The organism is Lentzea alba, assembly GCF_047445655.1.
Classification (GTDB): Bacteria; Actinomycetota; Actinomycetes; order Mycobacteriales; family Pseudonocardiaceae; genus Lentzea; species Lentzea alba_A.
This window is the reverse complement of the sequence record NZ_JAJAEG010000014.1, coordinates 111,400-133,996: the sequence shown is the minus strand read 5'-3', so window position 1 is coordinate 133,996 and position 22,597 is coordinate 111,400. Positions and strand designations below refer to the sequence as shown.

23 protein-coding genes are annotated in these 22,597 nt (G+C 67.9%); 14 read left to right on the top strand and 9 right to left on the bottom strand.

Going from position 1 to position 22,597, the window contains the following annotated elements; genetic code table 11:
• Nucleotides 1-18: 18 nt before the first annotated feature.
• Together LFM09_RS23920 and ilvN are read left to right on the top strand one after the other, a co-directional pair.
• Nucleotides 19-1,725 carry an acetolactate synthase large subunit gene (locus LFM09_RS23920; protein WP_414098763.1) on the top strand — a complete coding sequence of 569 codons (1,707 nt, stop codon included), beginning with the start codon at nucleotides 19-21 and terminating at the stop codon, nucleotides 1,723-1,725.
• Entirely contained in the window at nucleotides 1,725-1,991 is a 267-nt protein-coding gene (gene ilvN, locus LFM09_RS23915; RefSeq protein WP_414098762.1) for an acetolactate synthase small subunit, read from the top strand. Before LFM09_RS23920 ends, ilvN begins: the two co-directional genes overlap by 1 nt.
• Before the next feature lie 67 nt (nucleotides 1,992-2,058).
• Here the strand turns inward: ilvN and LFM09_RS23910 are convergent, their stop codons facing one another.
• Nucleotides 2,059-2,541 (bottom strand): SRPBCC domain-containing protein, encoded by a 483-nt coding sequence (locus tag LFM09_RS23910; RefSeq protein ID WP_414098761.1) that lies wholly within the window; start codon nucleotides 2,539-2,541, stop codon nucleotides 2,059-2,061.
• Between the two features lie 175 nt (nucleotides 2,542-2,716).
• On the opposite strand from LFM09_RS23910, the gene LFM09_RS23905 reads away from it, so the two are divergent.
• The 3 genes from LFM09_RS23905 to LFM09_RS23895 all read left to right on the top strand — a co-directional run bounded on the left by LFM09_RS23905 (nucleotide 2,717) and on the right by LFM09_RS23895 (nucleotide 6,237).
• A complete protein-coding gene (locus tag LFM09_RS23905; protein ID WP_414098760.1) occupies nucleotides 2,717-3,142 on the top strand; it encodes a nuclear transport factor 2 family protein in 426 nt (141 codons plus the stop codon).
• A gap of 18 nt (nucleotides 3,143-3,160) precedes the next feature.
• Entirely contained in the window at nucleotides 3,161-4,240 is a 1,080-nt protein-coding gene (locus LFM09_RS23900; protein ID WP_414098759.1) for a hydrolase, read from the top strand.
• 245 nt (nucleotides 4,241-4,485) lie between these two features.
• On the top strand, nucleotides 4,486-6,237 hold the full coding sequence (locus tag LFM09_RS23895) for a DHA2 family efflux MFS transporter permease subunit (protein ID WP_414098758.1): 1,752 nt from the start codon (nucleotides 4,486-4,488) through the stop codon (nucleotides 6,235-6,237).
• A gap of 66 nt (nucleotides 6,238-6,303) precedes the next feature.
• Here the strand turns inward: LFM09_RS23895 and LFM09_RS23890 are convergent, their stop codons facing one another.
• Nucleotides 6,304-6,777, bottom strand: coding sequence for a hypothetical protein (locus LFM09_RS23890; RefSeq protein ID WP_414098757.1), 474 nt, complete (start codon nucleotides 6,775-6,777; stop codon nucleotides 6,304-6,306).
• 146 nt (nucleotides 6,778-6,923) lie between these two features.
• On the opposite strand from LFM09_RS23890, the gene LFM09_RS23885 reads away from it, so the two are divergent.
• Nucleotides 6,924-8,396: an amino acid adenylation domain-containing protein gene (locus LFM09_RS23885; RefSeq protein WP_414098756.1), complete on the top strand. Its 1,473-nt coding sequence runs from the start codon at nucleotides 6,924-6,926 to the stop codon at nucleotides 8,394-8,396.
• A 45-nt stretch (nucleotides 8,397-8,441) separates the two neighbouring features.
• Here LFM09_RS23885 and LFM09_RS23880 read toward each other — a convergent pair whose 3' ends face one another.
• Together LFM09_RS23880 and LFM09_RS23875 are read right to left on the bottom strand one after the other, a co-directional pair.
• Entirely contained in the window at nucleotides 8,442-9,482 is a 1,041-nt protein-coding gene (locus tag LFM09_RS23880; protein ID WP_414098755.1) for a ketoacyl-ACP synthase III family protein, read from the bottom strand.
• Nucleotides 9,483-9,492: 10 nt separating this feature from the next.
• Complete coding sequence (locus tag LFM09_RS23875; protein ID WP_414098754.1) at nucleotides 9,493-9,717, bottom strand: acyl carrier protein; 225 nt, start codon at nucleotides 9,715-9,717, stop codon at nucleotides 9,493-9,495.
• Between the two features lie 147 nt (nucleotides 9,718-9,864).
• Here LFM09_RS23875 and LFM09_RS23870 point away from each other — a divergent pair, with 147 nt between their 5' ends.
• Nucleotides 9,865-10,281, top strand: a complete 417-nt coding sequence (locus LFM09_RS23870) for a hypothetical protein (protein ID WP_414098753.1) — start codon at nucleotides 9,865-9,867, stop codon at nucleotides 10,279-10,281.
• A 46-nt stretch (nucleotides 10,282-10,327) separates the two neighbouring features.
• On the opposite strand, the gene LFM09_RS23865 is transcribed toward LFM09_RS23870, so the two are convergent.
• Nucleotides 10,328-11,164, bottom strand: coding sequence for an NAD(P)H-binding protein (locus LFM09_RS23865; RefSeq protein WP_414098752.1), 837 nt, complete (start codon nucleotides 11,162-11,164; stop codon nucleotides 10,328-10,330).
• Between the two features lie 116 nt (nucleotides 11,165-11,280).
• Here LFM09_RS23865 and LFM09_RS23860 point away from each other — a divergent pair, with 116 nt between their 5' ends.
• On the top strand, nucleotides 11,281-12,480 hold the full coding sequence (locus tag LFM09_RS23860; RefSeq protein ID WP_414098751.1) for a cytochrome P450: 1,200 nt from the start codon (nucleotides 11,281-11,283) through the stop codon (nucleotides 12,478-12,480).
• Here the strand turns inward: LFM09_RS23860 and LFM09_RS23855 are convergent.
• Together LFM09_RS23855 and LFM09_RS23850 are read right to left on the bottom strand one after the other, a co-directional pair.
• A complete protein-coding gene (locus LFM09_RS23855; protein WP_414098750.1) occupies nucleotides 12,475-13,875 on the bottom strand; it encodes an MFS transporter in 1,401 nt (466 codons plus the stop codon). The two genes, LFM09_RS23860 and LFM09_RS23855, sit on opposite strands and share 6 nt — an antisense overlap.
• Complete coding sequence (locus LFM09_RS23850) at nucleotides 13,872-14,993, bottom strand: epoxide hydrolase family protein (protein ID WP_414098749.1); 1,122 nt, start codon at nucleotides 14,991-14,993, stop codon at nucleotides 13,872-13,874. Before LFM09_RS23850 ends, LFM09_RS23855 begins: the two co-directional genes overlap by 4 nt.
• A gap of 91 nt (nucleotides 14,994-15,084) precedes the next feature.
• Here LFM09_RS23850 and LFM09_RS23845 point away from each other — a divergent pair, with 91 nt between their 5' ends.
• Both LFM09_RS23845 and LFM09_RS23840 read left to right on the top strand, forming a co-directional pair.
• Complete coding sequence (locus tag LFM09_RS23845) at nucleotides 15,085-16,299, top strand: cytochrome P450 (RefSeq protein WP_414098748.1); 1,215 nt, start codon at nucleotides 15,085-15,087, stop codon at nucleotides 16,297-16,299.
• Nucleotides 16,300-16,315: 16 nt separating this feature from the next.
• A complete protein-coding gene (locus tag LFM09_RS23840; RefSeq protein WP_414098747.1) occupies nucleotides 16,316-17,326 on the top strand; it encodes a zinc-binding dehydrogenase in 1,011 nt (336 codons plus the stop codon).
• Here the strand turns inward: LFM09_RS23840 and LFM09_RS23835 are convergent.
• On the bottom strand, nucleotides 17,313-17,633 hold the full coding sequence (locus LFM09_RS23835) for a hypothetical protein (RefSeq protein WP_414098746.1): 321 nt from the start codon (nucleotides 17,631-17,633) through the stop codon (nucleotides 17,313-17,315). The genes LFM09_RS23840 and LFM09_RS23835 overlap by 14 nt on opposite strands.
• A gap of 99 nt (nucleotides 17,634-17,732) precedes the next feature.
• On the opposite strand from LFM09_RS23835, the gene LFM09_RS23830 reads away from it, so the two are divergent.
• Complete coding sequence (locus LFM09_RS23830) at nucleotides 17,733-18,491, top strand: SDR family NAD(P)-dependent oxidoreductase (RefSeq protein ID WP_414098745.1); 759 nt, start codon at nucleotides 17,733-17,735, stop codon at nucleotides 18,489-18,491.
• Nucleotides 18,492-18,519: 28 nt separating this feature from the next.
• Nucleotides 18,520-19,740 carry a cytochrome P450 gene (locus LFM09_RS23825; RefSeq protein ID WP_414098744.1) on the top strand — a complete coding sequence of 407 codons (1,221 nt, stop codon included), beginning with the start codon at nucleotides 18,520-18,522 and terminating at the stop codon, nucleotides 19,738-19,740.
• 90 nt (nucleotides 19,741-19,830) lie between these two features.
• Here the strand turns inward: LFM09_RS23825 and LFM09_RS23820 are convergent, their stop codons facing one another.
• A complete protein-coding gene (locus LFM09_RS23820; RefSeq protein ID WP_414098743.1) occupies nucleotides 19,831-21,249 on the bottom strand; it encodes an alpha/beta fold hydrolase in 1,419 nt (472 codons plus the stop codon).
• Nucleotides 21,250-21,422: 173 nt separating this feature from the next.
• Here LFM09_RS23820 and LFM09_RS23815 point away from each other — a divergent pair, with 173 nt between their 5' ends.
• Together LFM09_RS23815 and LFM09_RS23810 are read left to right on the top strand one after the other, a co-directional pair.
• Entirely contained in the window at nucleotides 21,423-21,746 is a 324-nt protein-coding gene (locus LFM09_RS23815; protein ID WP_414098742.1) for a 2Fe-2S iron-sulfur cluster-binding protein, read from the top strand.
• A 12-nt stretch (nucleotides 21,747-21,758) separates the two neighbouring features.
• Nucleotides 21,759-22,538, top strand: a complete 780-nt coding sequence (locus LFM09_RS23810; RefSeq protein WP_414098741.1) for an SDR family NAD(P)-dependent oxidoreductase — start codon at nucleotides 21,759-21,761, stop codon at nucleotides 22,536-22,538.
• The last annotated feature ends 59 nt before the right edge of the window (nucleotides 22,539-22,597 follow it).

The following is a 22,597-nucleotide window of genomic DNA, read 5'->3' as shown; positions in this document are numbered from 1 at the left end:
GATCCGTCGGGAGCAACCGTGGACACCACCGGTGCAGGAGCGTTGGTCAAAGCGCTGGAGGACGTCGGCTGCGAGGTGATCTTCGGAATGCCCGGCGGGGCGATCCTCCCCGCGTACGACCCGCTGTTCGACTCGAAGATCCGGCACGTGCTGGTGCGGCACGAGCAGGGGGCCGGGCACGCCGCGCAGGGCTACGCGCAGGCGACCGGCCGGGTGGGCGTCTGCATGGCGACATCGGGACCTGGGGCCACGAACCTGGTGACGCCGCTCGCGGACGCGTACATGGACTCGGTGCCGATCGTCGCGATCACCGGCCAGGTGAACAGGGCGGCGATCGGCACGGACGCCTTCCAGGAGGCGGACATCCGCAGCATCACCCTGCCGATCACCAAGCACAGCTTCCAGGTGCACGACCCGGCCGACATCCCGCGGGTGATCGCGGAGGCGTTCGAGCTCGCGATCACCGGGCGGCCGGGGCCGGTGCTGGTGGACCTGCCCAAGGACGTGCTGGCGAGCAAGACGACTTACACACCAGCGAAACCGGCCACGCGGTCGCGTCCGGTGCTCTCGCCGGTGCAGATCCGCAACGCCGCCCAGCTGATCGGCAGCTCGAAGAAGCCGGTGTTCTACATCGGTGGCGGCGTGATCCGCAGCGGTGCGACGCAGGAACTCCTGAAGCTCGCCACCAAAACGCGCATCCCGGTCGTCACCACGCTGATGGCCCGCGGCGCTTTCCCCGACTCGAACGAGCTGCACCTGGGGATGCCGGGCATGCACGGCACGGTGCCCGCCGTCGCGGCGCTGCAGAAGGCCGACCTGCTGATCGCGCTGGGGACCCGGTTCGACGACCGGGTCACCGGGTCGCTGCCGGACTTCGCCCCGCACGCCGCGGTGATCCACGCCGACATCGACCCGGCCGAGATCTCCAAGAACCGCAAGGCGGACGTGGGCATCGTCGGCGACTGCCGCGACGTTCTGGCCGCGCTGTCGGCCGTCACCACGTACGTCCCCGACCTCACCGAGTGGTGGCAGTACCTCGACGGCCTGCGCACCACCTACCCGCTCGGCTACGACTGGCCCGAGGACGGCATGCTCGCGCCGCAGTACGTGATCGAACGGCTGAGCAGGCTCGCCGGCCCGGAAGCCATCTACACCGCGGGCGTCGGCCAGCACCAGATGTGGGCCGCGCAGTACGTGAAGTACGAACGCCCCGGCTCGTTCATCAACTCCGGTGGCGCGGGCACGATGGGCTTCGCGGTGCCCGCGGCGATGGGCGCGCAGGCCGGCGCACCGGACCGCACGGTGTGGGCGATCGACGGCGACGGCTGCTTCCAGATGACCAACCAGGAGCTCGCGACCTGTGCCGCCGAAGGCATCCCGATCAAGGTCGCGATCATCAACAACGGCAACCTCGGCATGGTCCGCCAGTGGCAGACCCTGTTCTACGACGGCCGCTACTCCAACACCCGGCTCGGCACGCACCAGCGTCACCCCGACTTCGTGAAGCTGGCCGAGGCACTGGGCTGCGTTGGCCTGCGGTGCGAGGACCAGTCCGAAGTGGACGGAACCATCCTGGAGGCGATGGCGGTCCGCGACCGGCCCGTCGTGATCGACTTCGTGGTGGGACAGGACGCCCAGGTCTGGCCGATGGTGGCGGCGGGCACGGGCAACGACGAAGTCATGGCCGCACGGGGCATCCGGCCCCTGTTCGACGAGGAAGAGTGATGACCAGACATTCGCTGTCCCTGCTCATCCGCAATGAACCCGGTGCGCTGGCACGGATCGTGGTGCTGTTCTCCAGCCGTGGCGTCGAGGTCGAGTCGCTCAGCCTCGGGCCGGCTGAGCGCGGTGACCTGAGCCGCCTCGACGTGGTCGTCGACCTGCAGCCGGGAAGAACGCCGGACCAGCTCATCAAGCAGCTCGGCCGGATCGTCGACGTCAAGAACGTCGTCGACCGCACGCACGACGAAGCACTCGAACGTCCCGCGTAAGTACAACGAGAACGGCCGCCCCGGAGGCTTGGGGCGGCCGTTTTGTGTGCCTGAGATTCCGGGGGTCTCAGGCCGCTTTGGGGACGTGCTTGTCGACGACGCTGGCGTACTTCTCCAGCGTCTCGCCGGGCGAAGGACCGTCGAGCGCCTTGTGGATGCCCTCGGCGATGTCACCGTGGCGGTGCAGGTCGGCGTGGGTCAACGTCACGCGAGTGGTGTGCGGGCCCACGGCGACGAAGTCCACCTTGATGAACGAGGCCTTCTCGTCGTCGAAGATCGGCTGCCAGTAGGGGCCGACCCGCCACGTCATCACGAGCCGGTTCGGCGGGTCCCACTCGGTGATGGTGCCCCAGGCGATCTCCTCGCCGTCCGCACCGCGCTCGAAGTAGCGCCCGCCGACGAACGGTTCGATCGTGATGGCCTGCCGGTCCTTGACGAACACGTGCGACTCCGGCCACCACTCGATCGGCTTCGACGCGAAGATCGCGAACGCCTGCTCGATCGTCGCCTCGACCGTCACCGACTTGGCGACGTCGGGAGTTGAGGCCATGTGGCCCTCCTCGCGAGTAAAGGGTGTGATGTCGCGGTCAACCGTGGCGAAACGCCCTCGACGCCAGGTGGAAGCGAGGTCGAACCAGGACGGCTCGACCGGAGGTCCAGCGCTGCCACCCATATTCGTCGCCAGAGAAGGTGGTCTTAGCGAAACCGGCAGACCGAGGAGTGTCGTGTCCCCAGTCAATGTTGCGGTCCACATCGAGGTACAGACGTTCTACGCCCGGCAGATGCGGCTGCTCGACGCGTTGGACGTGGAGGGCTACGCCCAGACGTTCACCGAGGACGGGGTCACCGACCACGCCCACCGCGGTGAGAAGGTCGAGGGTCGTGCCGCCCTGATCGCCGGCGCCAGCGCCGCGCTGCCCCGCTACAAGGGCGTCGCCGTGCGGCACTGGAACGACCATTACCTGATCGAAGAAGTCGACGAGAACACGTTGAACGTGAGCTACGCCTCGCTCGTCACGCGCACGACCGAGGCGGGTGAGGTCAGCTTCGAGCCGACCTTCTCCATCGAGGACGTGCTCGTGCGCATCGACGGCGAGCTCTACACCAAGTCCCGCACCATTCACCGCGACCTGCCCGTTCAGGCTGCGTGAGTCCCAGGAGGTGACGAGGTGCAGACCGAAAACACCGGCCTCGCGGCGGTAGCGGAGAAGGTCAAGCTGCTCGCCGCGGAACACGCGCAGCAGGCCGACGCGACCCGCAAGCTCGCTCCCGAAGTCGTGGAGGCACTGCGCGAAGCCGGGTTCGCGCGGCACTTCGTCGCAGCCGAACGCGGTGGCACGCAAGGAACCTTCGCCGAACTGACCCAGGCGGTCTTCAGCGTCGGGCAGGGCTGCTCGGCCGCGGCGTGGTGCGCGTCGCTGTCCGCCTACTCCTCCCGGTTCGCCGGGCACCTGCCGGAAGCAGGCCACCAGGAGCTCTGGGGGTCCACTCCGGACACGTTCGTCGTGACGGCACTGCCGCCGATGGGCAAGGCCGCGCAGACCGACGGCGGTCACCGGCTCAGCGGCCGGTGGACCTACGTCAGCGGCGTGGACTTCGCCGACTGGGCCCTGCTGTGCGGCATGGTCGGCGACGAGGGCCGGTTCTTCGCGCTGCCCCGCAAGGACTTCACCGTCCAGGAGACGTGGGACAGCATCGGCATGCGGGCCACCAGCAGCCACTCCGTGCTGGTCGACGACGTGTTCGTGCCGGAGCACCTGTCGTTCGCGCGCTCGGACATGCTGGCCGGCACCAGCTGGTCGCCGGTGCCGAGCCACAACGTCCCGTTCCAGGCGGTCGGCGGCCTCACGTTCGCCGCTCCGACCGTCGGCGCGGCGATGGGGGCGTTCGACGCGACTGTCGCGGTGCTCGCGGGGAAGAAGCAGTCCGTGACGTCCGCAGTGGACCTGGTGCGCGCAGGCGCCCAGATCGATTCGGCACGGATGTTGGTGGAGCAGAACGCGAAGGTCATCGACGACCGCGAGTTCACCCCGGCCGCGATGGCGCGCAACGAACGCAACGGCGCGTACTCGGCGGAGGTCCTCGTGGACGCGGTGGGCGGCCTGGTCCGCGCCTCCGGCACCAGCGGCCTCGCGGAAGGCAGTGCCGTGCAACGGTTCTGGCGCGACGTCGTGAGCAGTTCAAGCCACATCGCACTGCGGTACGAGACCGCGTCCGTGCGCACCTATCCGGCGTCGCTGTTCGGCTGAGCTGCGCCTTTCCAAGTGCCCTGGCCACAGAAGTGGTCAGGGCCTTCGGCGTGCCCGTGATCGCTCCGCCGCGACCTGACCGGGACTCAAGCGGAGGGGATCACCCTGGGGGCCATCGACCGGCAGTCGTTTTCCGGACAGGAGGTGGGACCTCGTTCAACTCGACCGGCTCTCCAGCCACGACGAGTAGTCCTGACCCATCGCCTGTCGTGCGCAGCGAAATATCAGTCACTTGAGGAGATATCGTGACCTCCACCAATACCAACCCCGACCTGGAGTCGCCACCGGCGACTGCCGCTGCGCAGGCGGCTGAGGTCGTCGACGCGCCGGCGGCCGACCCGCGCCGCTGGGCCGCGTTCATCATCATGACCGTCGCGACGTTCATGGACATGCTGGACGGCAGCATCGTCAACGTCGCCCTGCCCGCGATCCAGGCCAACCTGGGCGCGAGCTTCGTGCAGCTGCAGTGGATCACCGCGGGCTACGTCTTCGCGTTCGCCCTCACGCTGATCACGGGCGGCCGTCTCGGCGACATCTACGGACGCCGCCGCATGTTCCAGCTCGGCGTGCTCGGCTTCGTCGTCACGTCGTTCCTGTGCGGTGTCGCGATCAGCCCCGAGATGCTCGTGGCCTCCCGTCTGGCCCAGGGTCTCGCGGCCGGTCTGATGGTGCCGCAGGTCATGTCGATCATCCACGTCACCTTCCCCGACAAGGAGAAGGGCGTCGTCTTCGCCATCCAGGGCACCATCGGTGGTCTCGCCGCCACGATCGCACCGCTCGTCGGTGGCCTGATCATGGCCGCGAACATCTTCGACTGGGACTGGCGGCCGATCTTCCTGATCAACGTCCCGATCGGCATCGTCGGCTACATCCTCGGCTGGAAGTACATCAACGAGTCGAAGGCGCAGGAGCGCATCAAGCTCGACCTCATCGGTGTCGTCCTGGCCACGGTCAGCTTGACCGCACTGCTGTTCCCGCTCACCTTCGGCCGCGAGCTGCACTGGCCGGCGTGGGGCTTCGTGCTGATGGCCGCTTCCGTCGTGGGCTTCCTCGGCTTCATCGCCTACGAGCGGGCCAAGCAGCGCAAGGACGGCATGCCGCTCGTGCCGCTCAACCTGTTCAAGTCCCGCAGCTTCTCCGCGGCCCTCGCGCTGATGCTGGGCATGTTCACCTTCACCGGCATGTTCATGCTGGCCCTCTACCTGTTCCTGCAGGAGGGTCTGGGCTTCTCCCCGCTGCGCACCGGTGTCACGCTGCTGGCGTTCTGCATCGGCGCGTTCATCACCGCCTCGGCCTCGGTCGTCGCGCTGGTGCCGAAGTTCGGTCGCGCCGTCCTGCAGGTCGGTGCCGTCGTGATCGCCGTCGGCATCGCGGTGTTCCTGCTGATGCTCAGCCCCGACATCACCAGCTGGGGCCTCGTCCCCGGGCTGCTGCTGATCGGTCTCGGCTTCGGCATGACCGCCACCCCGATCGCGCTGTTCGCACTGCAGGAGGTGCCGCACCAGGACGCGGGTGCGGCGTCGGGCCTGATCAACACCAAGCAGCAGCTCGGTTTCGCCGTCGGTATCGCGATCGTGACCCTGGCGTTCTTCTCACCGCTGGCCACCAACGGTTCGTCGAACGCGGAGTCCGTCGCACCGCAGGTCCGTCAGGAACTGGTCGCGGCCGGTGTGGCCGAGGCCAAGGCCGACGAGCTGGCGAACGCCTTCAAGGCGTGCTCCTCGAACAGCCTCGCCGGCACGCCGGACGCCGCGGGTGCCGCCTGCGCGACGCTGCAGCAGGACCCGCAGGCCAAGGCGATCGCCGACAAGTACAGCCACGAGGTGGCGAACAAGTCGTTCACCTCGGCCTTCAACACCACGCTGTACGTCGGCTTCGGGTTCGCCGCGCTGGCGCTGATCCTGGCTTCGTTCCTGCCTCGCTGGCTGAAGCAGGAGGAGTGGGGCGCACCGGCTGAGGACGCCGCAGAGGGTTCTGAGGAGCCCGCCAAGGCGTGATCTTCCCGCTGAACGACAGAGGCCCCAGGCTGGAAGAGCCTGGGGCCTCTGGCTGTTTGAGGGCTTTCAGATGCGGAAAGCGGCGCCGTCGATGTCGACGGGACCCTGCCACGGGCTGCCGTCGTTCATGTCGATGTAGGTGTGCGCCTTGGTGGTGAACTTCTTCTTGTTCGCGCTGATCTTGCCGAGGTGGCTGGCGTTGATCGAGCCGACGGGGTTGCCGTTCGGGTCGCGGTGGGCGTGGTGGGTGATCCAGAAGCTGAACTGGCCGTCCTTGGCCATCGTCCAGATCCCCCTGCCCTCCAGCTGGTCGGGGTAGTCGGGCTTGGTCTTGCAGTGCAGCTGGTAGTCGGCGGTGAAGTCGCAGAACAGGGGTGTGAGGAGCGGCGGCTCCTCGATGTGGATGGTCACCGTGAGGTCCCAGCGGCCGACGAGCGCGTTCTCGTAGTTGGGTTTGGCGGTGGCACCAGCGGCGGCGACGACGGGGACTGCCAGCGCACAGGCGGCCACGGCGGCCAGTGCCTTCTTGCGGACGTTCATGGGGGATGCGCCTCCGGTCGAGGTGGGGCAGCGGACGCGCTGAGTGTTGTTCGGGCAGCTCAAACACCCCTGTAGCGCCAGTTGTGACCCGAGGAGCCCTTGAGCCGGGTTGCCCAGGATGGGGAGAAAGCGAGAGGAGCTGGGGCATGTCCACATCGGTGACCGATGCGTTTCGCTGTCGGGCGGCCAGAACCCCTGAAGCCGTTGCGCTGTCGGCGGAGCAGGGCTCGTTGACGTACGCCGAGCTGGACTCCTGGTCCGACGCGCTGGCCGGCGAGCTCGTCGAGGCCGGTGTGCTGCCGGGCGACCGGGTGGCGGTGTGCCTGGAACGGTCTGTGCAGCTCGTGGTGGCGTTGCTGGGCGTGCTCAAGGCCGGGGCGGCGTACGTGCCGATCGACCCGGAGGACCCCGAGTCGCGGGTGTCGATGATGCTGGCGGACGCCGACGTGTCGCTGGTGATCGGGCAGTTCTTCGCCGGCTTCACGACCTTGAAGGTGTCGCCTCCGTCCGGGCGGTCCACAGTGGACCTTCCTGAGGTTGCTCCCGAGGATCTCGCCTATCTGATGTACACGTCGGGCTCGACGGGCAAGCCGAAGTCGGTGATGGTCGAGCACCGCAACATCACGAACCTGGTCACCGCGCCGAACTACGTGGAGATCACTGCGAACGACCGGCTCCTGCAGCTCGCGCCGGTGGCGTTCGACGCGGCCACGTTCGAGATCTGGGGTGCGCTGCTCAACGGCGCACGGGTGGTGCTCGCCCCGCCCGGTGTGGTGCAGGCCGAGGAGCTCGGCGACCTGTTGCGCACCAACGAGATCAGCATCCTGTGGCTGACCGCGGCGTTGTTCCACCGGCAGATCGACGTCGACGTCGACGCGTTCAAGGGCCTGCACAGCGTGCTCTCCGGTGGGGACGTGCTCTCAGTGCCGCACGTGCGGGCGTTGCGCGAAGCCGTGCCGGAGCTGCAGATCATCAACTGCTACGGGCCGACCGAGACCACCACGTTCGCCACCTGCCACCGCATCGGCGCGGACGAGGACCTGGGTGGCTCGGTGCCGATCGGCGTGCAGCTGCAGAACGTCGAGGTCGTCGTGGTTTCCGACGGCGAACCGGTGGAGGACACACCGGGGGAGCTGTGGGTCGGTGGCGCCCAGGTGTCGCGCGGCTACTGGAAGCGCCCGGACCTCACCGACGAGAAGTTCGTCCGCGGCAGCTGGAACGGCGAGCGCTACTACCGCACCGGCGACCAGGCGCGGAAACGCCCGGACGGCGTGGTCGAGTTCCTCGGCCGGATCGACGACCAGTTCAAGCTGCGCGGGTTCCGGATCGAGCCGGGCGAGGTCGAGAACGCGCTGACCGAGCACCCGCAGGTGCGCAACGCGGCCGTCGGCGTCCGCACGCATCCCAGTGGTGACCGCCGGCTGGTCGCGTGGATCGTGAAGTCCGGTGAGGAGCTGGACAAGCGAGCACTGCGAACCCACATGCGGTCGACCACGCCCGAACACATGGTGCCGGCAGGGTTCGTCGTCGTGGACGAGCTGCCGATCACCAGCAACGGCAAGACAGACCGCAAAGCGTTGCCGGAACCGGACTGGGCTTCGAAGTCGCTCTACATCTAGACATGGAGAAGGGGGCTTCCCGACCGGGAAGCCCCCTTTCGTGTGTCAGACCCAGGAAGGACGTTCGAGGATCTCGACCACGGCGGCGGTCCACACGTAACCGGCGCCGGAGGACTGCATCACGACGAAGTCGCCGGGCTGCGGGTCGCGCTCGGCCAGCACGTGGTCCAGGCCCAGCGCGAGGTCCGCGGTGCCGACCATGCTGAACTGCTTGGCCCAGTCGTACGTCGTCGACTCGCGCTTCACCCCGAGCAGACCGCAGATGCCGTGCGTGACGATGGTTTCCGCGAGCTGCTGGTGCAGGAAGAACCGCGCGTCCGACAGTTCGATCTCGGCCTCGTGCAGGACCTGCTTGAGCGAGTGCTGCACACCGCCCGCGATCTTGCCGACCATCTCGTCGAGGTCGACGTCGGAGTTCTGCAGGTAGTCCTCCATGCTGCGGTTGAGCTGCAGCGTCTCTCCGCCCTCGAACGGCGACACGGTCCACTCCTGGTAGCCGCGCGACATCTGCTCCAGCGACGAGTCGGCGTAGGAGTAGATCGCCCGCACGCGAGCGAAGCCGGACTTGTTCGACAGCACCAACGCGCCCGCGCCGTCGCCGTTGACGTTCTGGTCCTCGGAGCTCCACCGGTCGATGTACGGCAGGTGGAACGCGTCGCCGGCCGTGACGAGAGCCGCCGAGAAGTCCTTGTGCGAGCCGACGTACGACGCGGCGAGGTCGACACCGGCCAGGAAACCGTTGCAGCCCTGCCGCACCTCGAACGCGGGTCCGGTACCGCCGACGGTGTTGGCCTGCACGTAGCTCGCCGGGGTCCACAGGTCGAGTCCCTGGTGCGACAGGGAAGCGTGCACGGTCAGGCCGAACTCGTCGTGGCTCAGCCCGGAGCGCTCCACCGCCTGACGGCCCGCGTTCGCCGCCATCACCGGGCCGGTCTCACCGGGCGCGGCGATCCGCAGCTCCCGGTAGCCGTTCATGGCCTTCTTCTCCTCGGTGTACCGGCCGGCCGCGATGGCCTCGTCCACCGTCTCGACCTGCTCGGGCAGATACGTGCCCACACCGGCGATGTACAGGTCATTCCACCGCATGTCAGTACTCCTAGGCTGCCTGGTCCAGCTGCTTGGCGACGGCGCGTGCCGTCGGGTCCTCGTAGAAGCTGCGCAACGTGACGCGGACGCCGTACCGCTCGTGGACCTGCTTGACCAGTTTGGAAGCCAGCAGCGAGTGGCCGCCCAGGTCGAAGAAGTGGTCGTCCGGCTCGATCCCCGGCACGCCGAGCACCTCCCCGAACAGCTCGCAGAGTTCGGTCTCGCGTTCGCTCATAGCTGCAACTCTGCTGCAGCCGGGTCGAAGAGGGCTTGTGCCGCAACGGAAAGTCGCGCGCTTGAGCTGTTCTGCAGTCAATCCTGAGGACCGTGGTCCACGGTTCCCGCGTCCGTCGCACGAAAACCGGGAACTGGAGCCACACGCATGCGCACAGGAGTCATCACAGCCGTGGTCCTGCTTGCTTTGTCGGGCCTCACCGCAACAGCCAACGCGACGAGCTGCACGCCGGTCGGCACGTGGACGGGCTACGTGACCCGCACGGACGGCGACCACCCGACCAAGCTGCAGTTCAAGGCCAACGGCGACGCCTTCGTCACCAACGAGCAGAACACCACCACGAAGGGCAAGTGGTGGTCGACCGGCACGAACAAGTTCCACTACAAGTTCCGCGGCGAGAAGGTCTACGACGAGAACGGTGCCTACTTCGCCTACGTCGACTTCGACCAGGACGCGGTCCAAAGTGGACAGAACAGCTTCACCAGCTCCGGCCCGTCCACGTTCTTCCTGGCGGACGGCACGAACCTGGGCACCTCGACGATCACCTTCACGATGACCCGATGACCTGCTTCGGGGGACGAGCCCGCCGCGCTCGTCCCCCGAAAGCGGTTCAGGCCAGGTAGGAGCCGTGCTCCTCGACCCACTGGCGGAACGTGCGGCCGGGCTTGCCGGTGATGCGCTCGGCGGTGGCGCTGGTGTCCGCGACGACACCGACCGCGGCTTCCCACTGCGCGAGCAGCGAGGCCAGGATGGGCGGCGGCACGAAGTTGGACATCTGCGCCTCGCCCTGTTCGCGCGTCAGCTCGTTGATGACGAGCTTGCGGCCGAGCACCTCGCCGATGATCTCCAGTTCCTGCCGGAACGTCAGCGACTCCGGGCCCGTGAGCAGCACGGTCTGGTCTTCGAGCTTCTTCTCGGTCAACGCGACCACGGCTACGTCAGCGATGTCATCTTCGTGCACCGGGGCCACCTGCGCCTCGGGGAAGACCTGGTCGATGGTGTCGCCGGCCTGCAGCGAGTAGCTCCAGCCGAACGCGTTGCTCATGAAAGCGCCGGGGCGCAGGATCGTGTAGGTGAGACCGGACGCGGCGACCGCGTCCTCGACGATCTTGTGGTGGTGCGCCAGCGGGTCGTTCTCGGAGCCGGGGCCCTCGACCGTGTTGGACGACAGCAGGACGATCTTCTCGACGCCCGCCGTCTCGGCCTCGTCGAGGAACTTCACGATGCCGTCGGGCTCGGCGTACAGCAGCACCTTGGAGACGCCGGCGAGGGCCGCGACGAAGGTCTCCGGGTCGTTGAGGTCCAGGGCGACGGTTTCCACGCCCTCAGGGACGTCGAGTTCCGCGGGGTTGCGGCCGGACGCGCGGAGGCTGTGACCCGCCGCGTAGAGCCGCTGGAGCACACGGCGGCCGACGTTGCCGCGGGCTCCGGTGACGAGGATGGTCATGGTGGATCTCCCGAAGTGGGGTGTTCGCCTGGATGGCTGATCACGCTCAGCGTCCCGTCGGTCACTCGAACGGCACTAGACCGGGCTTCAGGTCAAGCCACCTAACGTGCGGAAACATGGCTTCCTTTCCTGTTCCCGGATCCAGCTACCGCGGTCCGGCGCCGGAGTACGCCGGGTTCCGCGCGTCGCAACCTCTTGTGCGCCTGCCCGCGGCCGGCGGTGGCCGCTGCTGGGTTGCCACGACTCACGAATCGGTGCGAGTCGTACTGGATGACGTGCGGTTTTCCCGTGCGGCGTCTTATGAACCGACCGCGCCCACGTTCCCCGGACTGTTCCAGGCGCCACCCGGGATGATCATCTCGTTGGACCCGCCTGACCACACCCGGCTGCGGAACCTCGTCACGCAAGCGTTCTCGGTCGAGCGGATCGAGGCCATGCGACCGCGAATCCGGCAGCTCGTGGGGGAGCTGCTGGACCGTGCGGCCGAGGAAGCCCTTGAGGGGCCGGTGGATCTGCTCGGGAAGTTCACGTTCCCGTTGGCCATCATCGCGATCAGCGACCTGCTGGGTGTTCCGGCTGAGGAACGCGACACGTTCGCACGGCTGATCCGCGAGTTCGCCGCGGTGGACGCGCCGGAGATCGCGGCCGCGGCGGGGGAGAAGCTCGGCGAGTACATGGCCGCGCTGGTGTTCGGCAAGATGAACGCACCCGGCGACGACGTGCTGTCCGCGCTGACCCAGGTGCGGATCGGTGACGACAGGCTGGAGGTCGGAGAGCTCATCGGCCTCGGCTACACGCTGCTCGGGGCCGGCGGCGACTCCACCGCGTGCCACCTCGCGAGCTCGATCCTGACGACGCTCGGCCAGGACATCTGGGTGCGGCTGGGCGAGCACCCTGAAGAGGTGCCCGCGGCCGTGGAGGAACTGCTGCGCTGGATCACGTTGTCCACCAACGACACCACCGGGTTGCCGCGGATCGCGCTGGAGGACGTGACGCTGTTCGGGGTCACGGTTCCCAAGGGGGACGCGGTGTTCGTGTCGACGAACTCGGCGAACCGCGACTCAGCGGTGTTCGCCGACCCGGACACGCTCGACTTTGCACGGGTCGGTGAACACCTCGCGTTCGGGCACGGGATTCACCGCTGTCTCGGTGCGCCGCTCGCCCGCATCGAACTGGTCACCGCGTTCGAGGAGCTGACCCGGCGCTTCCCGGCCGCCCGCCTCGCGGTGGCCGAGGAAGCACTGGAGTGGCAGCAGGCCGACATGAACCACCGGCTGGTCGCGCTGCCGGTCGACCTGCACGGCAAGTGGTCATGACTTGCGCGGCACGGCGAGCGCGGCCAGTGCACCGCAGAAGGTGAAGACGCCGGCGCCGAACAACGCGAGCCCGTAACCGGATCCGAGGGCGTGCTGGAGTGGCGCGCCCTCGGCCAGCAGGGAATCCGCGCGGGCCGACGACATCGTGGCGAGCACGACGAGCCCGATCGCACTGCCCATCTGGCGGATTGTGTTGAGCAGACCGGACGCGAGACCTGCCTGCTCACGTGGAACACCGGCCGTGGCGGCGTTCGTGGTGGCGTTGAGGACGGCCCCCATGCCGAGACCGAGCAACGCGGCAGGGACCAGGATCGAGCCCATGAACGTCGAGTTCTCGTCCGCTGTGGACACCCAGAACAACCCGGCACTCCCCGCGAGCAGGCCGCCGAGCAGCACCGGCCGTGGACCGACGCGCGGCACGATCCGCGCCACGCCGTAGCCACCCAATGCGATGCCGATCGACAACGGCAGGTAGCTGAGACCGGTGGCGAGCGGGCTGAAGCCCATCACCTGCTGCAGCACCAACGTCATGAAGTAGAAGGTGCTGAACAGGGCCGCGATCGCGAAGAACGCCACGATGTTCGCGGCGGTCACCGAGCGGTTGCGGAAGATGCCGAGCGGCATCAGCGGGTGGTCGGAGATCGTCTGCTGCCGCAGGAAGAACGCGAACAGCACCAACGAGAGCGCCAGCGAACCGCTGACCTGCCAGGAACCCCAGCCCAGCTCGTGCGACTGCGCGATGCCGTAGACCAGCGCCATCAGGCCGATCGTCACGGTGACCGCGCCAGGGATGTCGAGTCGGCCGCCGTTGCGCGAGGTCTCCGGCACGGCGCCGCGGATCATGGCCACCAGCGCGATGCCGAGCGGCACGTTGATCAGCAGCACCCAGCGCCAGCCGAGCGACTCGGTGACGACACCGCCGAGCAGCACGCCGACCGCGCCCGCCGACCCGGACACCGCGCTCCACCAGCCGAACGCCTTGGCGCGGGCGGTCGGATCGGTGAACGTCGTGCCGAGGACCGTCAGCGACGCCGGTGCCATCACCGCGGCGCCCAGGCCCTGGAACCCGCGGGCCGCGATCAACGTGCCGGGCGAGGTCGCCATGCCACCGACCGCGCTCGCGACCGTGAACAGGGTGGCACCGAAGAGGAACACCCGGCGCTGCCCGAACAGATCGGCGAGCCGGCCGCCCAGCAGCAGGAAGCCGCAGACCGCGATCGTGTACGCGCTGTTGACCCACTGCAGGTCGTGCCGCTCGAACTTCAGTTCGTCGAAGATGGAGGGGAGGGCGACGTTCATGACCGACGCGTCCAGCACGTTCATGAACTGCGCCAAACAGCACACGGCCAGCACCAGGCCGAGTTTGGTACCCGGCCTGCCGATGGTGGCCGTCATGAGCGCACCAGGCGGAAGAACGTCCGCAGCTCCTCGACCAGCACGACCGGGTTCTCCAGCGCGGGGAAGTGGCCGCCCGACGGCATTTCCTTCCAGTAGCGCAGATCGGTGAACCGGTGCTCGGCCCACGGCTTGGGCATCCGCGCGTCGGCGGGGAACACCGAGAACCCGGTCGGCACGTCGACCTGCGTCAGCGGCGACTTGTTGTAGCTCTCCCAGTACAACCGGCCCGACGACGCGGCCGTCGCGGTGAACCAGCAGACGGACACCATGTCCAGGATCCGGTCGCGCGGGATGATCTTCTCCGCGTCACCGTCGTGGTCGCTCCACGACCAGTACTTCTCGCCCGCCCAGCCCAGCTGGCCGACGGGGGAGTCGGTGAGCCCGTACGCCAACGACTGCGGCTTGGTCGACTGAACCGCCGCGTACGCGGACTCCTTGGCAGCGAACTCCTTCAGCGCGCCAAGACCCCGATAGTCCTCTTGGGACAGTTGAACGTCACCCTCGGGAGCTGATGCGAACGGCATGACGAGGTGGATCGCCTCGACGTGGTCCGGCGCGATGTGGCCGAGGATGCCGGTGATGAACGAGCCCCAGTCGTTGCCGTGCGCCAGGAAGCGGTCGTACCCGAGGCGGTCCATCAGCGTCACGAACGCCGCCGCGATCCGTTCCAGCGTCCAGCCCGCACCGGGCTTGTCGCTGAACCCGTAGCCGGGCAACGAAGGCGCGACGACGTGGAACGCGTCGGCCGGGTCGGGTGGGTTCGTCAGCGGCTCGATGATGTCGAGGAACTCCGCGACCGAACCCGGCCAGCCGTGCGTGAGCAGCAACGGGCGTGCTTGCGGGTGCGGCGAACGGGCGTGCAGGAAGTGGATTCCGACGTCGTCGATGGACGTCTTGAACTGCGGGACGGCGTTGAGGCGCGCTTCGGTCGCGCGCCAGTCGTAGATGTTCGCCCAGTACTCGGCCAGTTCCTTCGCGTAGGCCAGGGGCATGCCCTGGGACCAGTCGTCGACGGTCTCCGCGTCCGGCCACCTGGTGGCCGCCAGCCGCCGCTTGAGGTCAGCCAGTTCGGAGTCGGGAACATCGACCCGGAACGGCACGAGTGCAGTGTCCATGGCCGAAAAGCTAGGTAGAGCAGCTTGAGCCGCCTTCGAGGAACGCCGTGCAGTGTTCGGGCCAGAGCCGATCCCCTTACGGAGGTGTCCCGTGCTGCCCCTTGAACTGGACGAGGAGTTCCCGTTCACCGGCTCCTCCTATCGCGGCCCGGACCCCAAGTACGCCACGCTGCGCGCCGAGTGCCCGGTGGCCAAGGTGCCGACGAACTCCGGCACGCCGACCTGGGTGATCACCAAGTACGCCGACGTCCGTGACGGGCTCGCCGATCCGAGGCTGAGCCGCGCGTTGACGTGCGTCGAGGGTGCTCCCCAGGTCGGCGGCGCCATGGCCACCACGCCGGAGATGATCATCTCGCTGGACGGCTCCGAGCACTCCCGGCTGCGCAAACTCGTGATGGGCGCGTTCACCGTCCGCAAGGTCGAGGCGATGCGCGCGGGCGTGCAGAAGGTGTGCGACGAGCTGCTCGACGCCATCGAGGCCAAGGGCGGGCCGGTCAACCTCGTTGAGGCGCTTTGTGTTCCGCTGCCGCTGACGATCATCGGCGACCTGCTGGGCGTGCCGACCGACGACCTGAAGATCTTCGAGACGGACGCGCGGGCGTTCGCCACGTTCGACGAGAACGACCCCGAGGCGCCGATGCGGGCGTTCGGGCGGCTCGCCGGCTACGTCATGAGGCTCATCGCGCAGAAGCGGGAGAACCCCGGCCAGGACATGCTGTCCGACCTGATCTCCGCGCGGGACAACGACGACAAGCTCAGCGAGCAGGAGCTGGTGACGTTCGCGTTCACGCTCATCGGCGCCGGCTTCGACACCGCCGCGAACCAGATCTCCAACTCGGTGCTGGCGTTGCTCGCCGACCACCCGGACACGTGGAAGCGGCTGGTCGCCGACCCGTCGCTGATTCCCACGGCCGTCGAGGAACTCCTGCGGCACGTCAACCTCTTCGCCACCGACACCACGGGTTTCCACCGGATCGCGGCGGAGGACCTGGAGCTCGGCGGGCAGAAGATCGCGAAGGGCGACGCGGTGTTCTTCGTGCTGTCGTCGGCGAACCGGGACGCCGAGGTGTTCGAGAACCCGGACGTGCTCGACATAGACCGCGCTTCGAACCCGCACATCGCGTTCGGGCACGGCGTGCACTACTGCCTCGGCAAGCAGCTGGGGCGCATGGAGATGGCGATCGCCATCGAAGGCCTGACCCGCAGGTTCCCCGACCTGCGGCTCGCGGTGCCGTACGAGGACCTGAAGTGGCACCAGGGCGAGATCAACCACTCACTCGTCACCTTCCCCGTCACCTGGGGCTAGAGATAGAAGGAGAGCCATGAGCATCCCCGAGAAGCAGTGGGAGGTCAGGCTCGCCAAGCACGTGGAGGACGACCTGACCCTCGACCACTTCGACGTCGTCGAGGTGGCCGTCCCCGAACCCGGTGACGGTGAGGTGCTGGTGCGCGTCGACTACGTGTCGGTGGCGGCCGCCTTCAAGGAGTTCATGCGGTCCGACTGCCAGATCCCCGGTGTGCCGCCGTGGAAGGTCGGCGACCCGGCGGGTGGCGGCGGTGTCGGCACCGTCGTGAAGTCGAACAGCCCGGACCTGGAGGTCGGCGACCTCGTGCAGTGGTTCGGCGGCTGGCAGGAGTACTGGGTCGGCCCGGCGCAGCAGTTCATCAAGCAGAACCCGCAGTACGTGCCTTCGCCGGTCTACTTCCTGTCGCAGGGGCCGACGGCGTACTACGGCATGGCGACGATCGCGCAGGCCGGTGAGGGCGACGTCGTGTTCGTCACCGGTGCCGCCGGCGGTGTCGGATCGCTCGCGGGGCAGATCGCGAAAGCCCGTGGCGCCGAGGTGATCGGGTCGGCCGGCAGCCAGGAGAAGGTCGACTGGCTGGTGAACGAGCTCGGGTTCGACGCCGCGTTCAACTACAAGGACGGCCCGGTGATCGACCGGCTGCGCGAGCTGGCGCCGGACGGCATCACGGTGTTCTTCGACAACGTGGGTGGCGAGCAGTTCGAGGCCGCGCTCCAAGCGGCCCGCCCGCACGCGCGGTTCGCGTTGTGCGGCGCGCTGGCCAACCAGGTCGACGGCAAGGCGGAACACCCGCGGATCGACCTGATGACGGCCATCACCAAGCACCTGGAGATCCGGCCGTTCGCCTGCTACCACACGCCGGAGCAGATCCAGGACTGGGTCGTCCACTTCGGACAGTGGCTGATGGAGGGGAAGTTCGTCTTCCCGCACACCATCGTCGAGGGCGGGGTCAAGGCCGCGCCGCAGGCGTTGCTGTCGCTGCTGGCCGGCGAGTACACCGGCAACGTGACGGTCAAGTTCTCCTGACCGCGGTGATCCTGATGTGCGCCTCGCGGACGGTGCTGCCGTCCGCGAGGCGCACTGTCGTCGTACCGCTGCTGATGAACCCGTCGCCGCGCAGCACGGCGTCCTGCGCGATCTCGATGGTGCCTTGAGCGTCGGCCTCTTCGAGGATCCGGTAGGAGAACGTGTCGGGGCCGGTCGCCGTCCAGGTGCCGGATCCCTTGCCGCCCACCACGAGCGTCGCGGTGCCGTCCTCCGCGAACTCGAACTCGCTGACGGTCTCGCCACCCGGCCGTCCGACCCGCGCTCGCCAGTTCCCCGCGATTCCCATGTCCCCCATGGTTTCCGTCCCAGCTAGACCTGGACTCAAGGACCACCGAGCAGGGTTGGCGGTGACTGCCCTACCGAGTGGAAAGAAGCTGGAGGCGTCATGTCGGACGCACCATTTGCCGGACAGCAGGTCGTCGTGACGGGTGGGGGAACCGGCATCGGCCGCGCGGCGGCGCTGGCGTTCGCCGACCTCGGCGCCGCGAACGTGATCATCACCGGCCGTCGTGAGAACCGGCTCGCCGAGGTCGTCGCCCTGCACCCCGCGATCAGCGCGGTCGTCGCGGACGTGACGACGGCCGAAGGCACAGCAAAGGTTGCCGCAGCGGTGAAGGAAGGCACAGGCCGGGTCGACGTGCTCGTGCACAACGCCGGGATCTTCCGCTTCACCCCGGTGGCCGGTTTCGACCTCGGCACCGCCCGCGACGTGCTGGAGACCAACCTGGTCGGCCCGCTGGTGCTGACCGCCGCGTTGCTGCCGTTGCTGACCTCGCCCGGCGCCAGCATCGTGTTCGTCTCCAGCAACGCGGGCCACATCGCGGTGCCCGGTGGTGGCGTGTACGGCGCCAGCAAGGCCGCCGTCGACTCGCTGGTCCGCAGCTGGGCCCTCGAACTGGCCCCGCAGGGCATCCGCGTCAACGCCGTCGCGCCCGCCGCGGTGCGCACGGAGGTCTACGCGGCCAACGGGTTGAGCCCCGAGGAGATCGAGGGCTACTTCGGGTTCCAGGCCTCGCAGACGCCGCTGGGGCGTACCGGCGAGGTCGACGACGTCGTTCCGTGGATCACCCGTTTCGCCGAGCCCGCGAGCTCGTGGGTGACCGGTCAGATCATCACGCTCGATGGCGGCGCTGACCTGGCGTGAGCCAATCCGAACCAGGAGGAATGCACAGATGACCAGCAGCGCCACCGAGCCCGGTGTGGACACGTTCCCGTACAAGCGTCAGTGCCCGTTCACCCCGCCGGCGCAGTACGAGGCCATGCGCGAGGAGGACGTCGTCGAGGTCACGCTGACCGGTTCCGGGCTGCGGATCTGGACGATCAGCGGCTACCACACGATCAAGAAGATCCTGACGGACCCGCGGATCAGCGCGTCGCGCAAGCACGCCAACTTCCCGTTCTACTTCATCGCGCCGCCGGAGTACCGCACCGAGACGTCGTTCATCGGCTACGACAACCCGGAGCACACCCAGACCCGGCGCAAGGCGGCTGTCACGTTCACCAACCGCCAGGTGAAGCGGCTCCGCCCGCGCATCGAGGAGATCGTCGACGAGTACATCGACAAGATCCTCACGATGACGCCGCCCATCGACTTCCACCGCGAGTTCTCGCTGGCGGTCCCGATGACGGTGATCTGCGAGCTGCTCGGCATCCCGCAGGACGAGCACGACTTCTTCATCCACCACGGCACGTGCCTGCTCGGCGGCCACTCGACGACCGAGCAGCGCCAGGCGGCCATCGTCGAGGTGAACGCCTACCTCGACGACCTGATCACGTTGAAGGAGAAGGAACCCGGCGAGGACCTGCTCAGCCGCGCCATGGCCGAGTACGCCGCGTCCGGCGAGGAGTACACGCGCCGCGACCTGTTCAACATGATCCGCCTGCTGATGAACGGCGGCCACGAGACCACGGCCTCGATGCTGTCGCTGGGCACGGCCTGCCTGCTGGAGAACCCGGACCAGCTCAAGCTCCTGCTCGACGACCCGGAGGGCATGATCGAGCCCGCCGTCGAGGAGCTCGTCCGGATCGCCGCCATCGGTGACACCGCCATCCCGCGCGTGGCGCTGGAGGACATCGAGATCGCCGGCAAGACCATCAAGGCCGGCGACGGCATCCTGTGCCTGGCTCTGAACGGCAACTACGACCCGGAGATCTTCCCCGAGCCGGAGAAGGTGATCCTGGAGCGCGGTACCCGCAAGCACCTCGGGTTCGGGCACGGCCTGCACCACTGCATCGGCGCCGACCTCGCTCGCCTGGAGATGCAGCTGGTGTGGACGCGGCTGTTCCAGCGCATCCCGTCGCTGCGGCTGGCCAAGCCGTTCCTGGAGATCCCGCGCAAGGAGGGTGCCGTGATCTACGGCCTCTGGGAGCTGCCGGTCACCTGGGACATGTGATCCCAACGAGAAAGGGCCCCGCTCGCGAGCGGGGCCCTTTGGCGCTTGCAAGTACCACCAACTCCGAGTTGGTGGTACTTGCAAACGTCGTCAGTCCTGAGGGATGTCGGGCCGCTTCACGTGGCCGGGGATCGTGACCCGGGCTTCGGCCGGCAGCGTGCCGTCGACCAGGTAGTCGTCGACGAGGGCGTCGAGAACCTCGTTGCCCGCCAAGGCGTACACCTCGTGGTCGCCGGAGTCCTCGATGACGACCAACGGGTGGTCCAGCAGCTCGGCCAGCACCACGCCGCCCTCGTAGCGGTCCATCGGGTCGCCGTCCGCCTGCACCACGAGCCCCTTGGGGTAACCGGGCTGCGCGAGTTTCGTCGGCGGCTCAAGGCTTTCGAACGTGCGGAACGCGCCGACCCACGGCTGGGCCCGGAGAACGCCATAACCGTACGGGTGTTCCGCGCGGTGCTTGCGCACGTCGTTGTAGTAGACCTCCAGGTCCTGCGGCCAGTACGTCTCCAGCGTGATGGCCTCCAGGACACCGACCCGCAGGTCGCCCTCCTGGTCGTGCGGCCGCCACGTGCCCTGGCCGACGATCAGCGTGCGGGCCTTGTCGATGTTGCCGTCCTGCAGGGCGGTCCTGAGGTCGCCGATGAGGTAGCCCAGCGAGTCCCACTGCGCCCGGTCGGTGGCCCGTGTTCCCACCGCTCCGTCGAGGAGCGTCCTGAGGTGGATCTGGTCCGCCGCTTCGAGCTGTGCGACGACCTTCTCGATCTCGGCGATGACCTGCTGGGCGTCACGGCCGAGGTGGAAGTGCCCGTCACGGTCCGCGGTCCAGTTGGCCCAGTGCATGACGTTGCGGTAGACGGCTTCCGCCTGCGTGACGAACTGCTCACGCCAAGTCCACTGTGGATTGATGCACGAGTCGAGCACCGTGCGGTCGAGGTGCTCGGGGAACATCGTGCCGTAGACCGCGCCGACGTACGTCCCGTAGGCGTACCCGACGAACGAGATCTTCTCCTCGCCCAGCACGACCCGGATCAGGTCCATGTCCCGCGCGGTGTTGCGGGTCGTGATGTGCGGCCGCAGTTCGCCGCCGGCCTTCTCGCACGCGAGCTCGCGCACCCGCATGTCCTCGGCCAGCTGCTCGAACAACGAGTCGGGCGGCCGGGAGTCGAACGGCGCCTTGGGAATCGTCACCTCGCTGTACAGCTTGGTCGACTCGCCGAACCCGCGCGGGTCGAACCCGATGAGGTCGTAGGCGGTCCTGACGCGTGCGCCGAGGTGCTTGATCAACGCGAGACCGTCGCCACCGTCGCCACCGGGACCGCCGTTGACGGCCAGCAGCACACCGCGGCGTTTCGCCGGATCGGTGGCCTTCAGGCGGGCCAGCGCGATCGTGAGCTTCGGACCGTCCGGGTTGGAATAGTCGCGTGGCACGACGACCGTCGCGCGTTCAAGGCCGTCCTCGAACGGCGGTGACCAGTTCACCTGCTGGTCGTAGAACTCCTTGAGGGGCACGGTGGAACCTCCGCGTGTGGATGTGCGCCGACACTGAAATGTCCCAAGACCCCCTCGAATGCCACCGGAACCGTGCCGTGGCCCAGCGCTCAAGGTGGTCTCCACCACACGCAAAGCGCTGCTGGGCAAGGTGAACCACGTCCGGCGAGCCGCAGATCCGTGGGAGAACTGCCATGCCAAAGATCACTTACGTAACGCACGACGGCATCGAGACCGTCGTCGACGTTGCCCAGGACGACACCGTGATGCGCGGCGCGGTTCTCAACGGCATCAAGGGAATCGTCGCGCAGTGCGGTGGCGGGGCGTCCTGCGGCACGTGCCACGTGTACGTCGACCCGGAGAACACCAAGCCGTTGTCGCAGATGCACCAGGTCGAGGACGAGCTGCTGTACTTCACGGCCTGCGAGCGCAAGGAGAACAGCCGGCTGAGCTGCCAGCTGCCCGTGACCGAGGAGCAGGACGGTCTCGTCGTGCACATGCCCGAGAAGCAACTCTGAGGGAGAAGACGCATGAGCAAGCGACGGGTCGCCCTGGTCACGGGCGCCACCAGCGGAATCGGACTCGAGGTCGCGCGCAGCCTCGGGCGGGAGGGCCACGCGGTCTTCGTCGTGGCCCGCAACGCCGAGAACGTCCAGACCACGGTGAAGCAGCTCAAGGAAGAAGGCATCGAGGCCGACGGCGCGGCCACCGACGTCACGTCCACTGAGGACATCCGCAACGCGGTCCAGAAGGCCGTCGACGTCTTCGGCCCGATCGAGATCCTCGTGAACAACGCCGGACGTGGTGGCGGCGGCATCACCGCCGAGCTGGACGAGAACCTCTGGCTGGACGTCATCGACACCAACCTCAACGGTGTTTTCCGCTTCACCAAAGAGGTTCTGAGCACCGGCAAGATGGTCGAGCAGACCTGGGGCCGGATCATCAACATCGCCTCCACCGGTGGCAAGCAGGGCGTCGTGTTCGCCGCGCCCTACTCGGCGTCCAAGCACGGCGTCGTCGGCTTCACCAAGGCCGTCGGCATCGAGCTCGCGAAGTCCGGCATCACCGTCAACGCGGTGTGCCCCGGCTACGTCGAGACCCCCATGGCCGGCCGCGTCCGCCAGGGTTACGCGAACCACTGGGGTGTCACCGAGGAAGAGGTCCTCGAGAAGTTCAACGCCAAGATCCCGCTGGGTCGGTACAGCACGCCGGAAGAGGTCGCCGGTCTCGTGACTTACCTGACCACGGACACCGCGTCCTCGATCACCGCGCAGGCGCTCAACGTCTGCGGCGGGCTGGGCAACTACTGACATGCGTGGCGAGTCGGTAGTGGTCGTCGGGGCCGGGCAGGCGGGTTGCCAAGTCGCGG

Coding starts and splice junctions, on each gene's coding strand:
- ilvN (WP_414098762.1), top strand. CDS start 1,725: ATGACCAGACATTCGCTGTCCCTGCTCATCCGCAATGAACCCGGTGCG.
- LFM09_RS23910 (WP_414098761.1), bottom strand. CDS start 2,541: ATGGCCTCAACTCCCGACGTCGCCAAGTCGGTGACGGTCGAGGCGACG.
- LFM09_RS23890 (WP_414098757.1), bottom strand. CDS start 6,777: ATGAACGTCCGCAAGAAGGCACTGGCCGCCGTGGCCGCCTGTGCGCTG.
- LFM09_RS23885 (WP_414098756.1), top strand. CDS start 6,924: ATGTCCACATCGGTGACCGATGCGTTTCGCTGTCGGGCGGCCAGAACC.
- LFM09_RS23880 (WP_414098755.1), bottom strand. CDS start 9,482: ATGCGGTGGAATGACCTGTACATCGCCGGTGTGGGCACGTATCTGCCC.
- LFM09_RS23875 (WP_414098754.1), bottom strand. CDS start 9,717: ATGAGCGAACGCGAGACCGAACTCTGCGAGCTGTTCGGGGAGGTGCTC.
- LFM09_RS23870 (WP_414098753.1), top strand. CDS start 9,865: ATGCGCACAGGAGTCATCACAGCCGTGGTCCTGCTTGCTTTGTCGGGC.
- LFM09_RS23865 (WP_414098752.1), bottom strand. CDS start 11,164: ATGACCATCCTCGTCACCGGAGCCCGCGGCAACGTCGGCCGCCGTGTG.
- LFM09_RS23860 (WP_414098751.1), top strand. CDS start 11,281: ATGGCTTCCTTTCCTGTTCCCGGATCCAGCTACCGCGGTCCGGCGCCG.
- LFM09_RS23855 (WP_414098750.1), bottom strand. CDS start 13,875: ATGACGGCCACCATCGGCAGGCCGGGTACCAAACTCGGCCTGGTGCTG.
- LFM09_RS23850 (WP_414098749.1), bottom strand. CDS start 14,993: ATGGACACTGCACTCGTGCCGTTCCGGGTCGATGTTCCCGACTCCGAA.
- LFM09_RS23840 (WP_414098747.1), top strand. CDS start 16,316: ATGAGCATCCCCGAGAAGCAGTGGGAGGTCAGGCTCGCCAAGCACGTG.
- LFM09_RS23835 (WP_414098746.1), bottom strand. CDS start 17,633: ATGGGAATCGCGGGGAACTGGCGAGCGCGGGTCGGACGGCCGGGTGGC.
- LFM09_RS23830 (WP_414098745.1), top strand. CDS start 17,733: ATGTCGGACGCACCATTTGCCGGACAGCAGGTCGTCGTGACGGGTGGG.
- LFM09_RS23825 (WP_414098744.1), top strand. CDS start 18,520: ATGACCAGCAGCGCCACCGAGCCCGGTGTGGACACGTTCCCGTACAAG.
- LFM09_RS23815 (WP_414098742.1), top strand. CDS start 21,423: ATGCCAAAGATCACTTACGTAACGCACGACGGCATCGAGACCGTCGTC.
- LFM09_RS23810 (WP_414098741.1), top strand. CDS start 21,759: ATGAGCAAGCGACGGGTCGCCCTGGTCACGGGCGCCACCAGCGGAATC.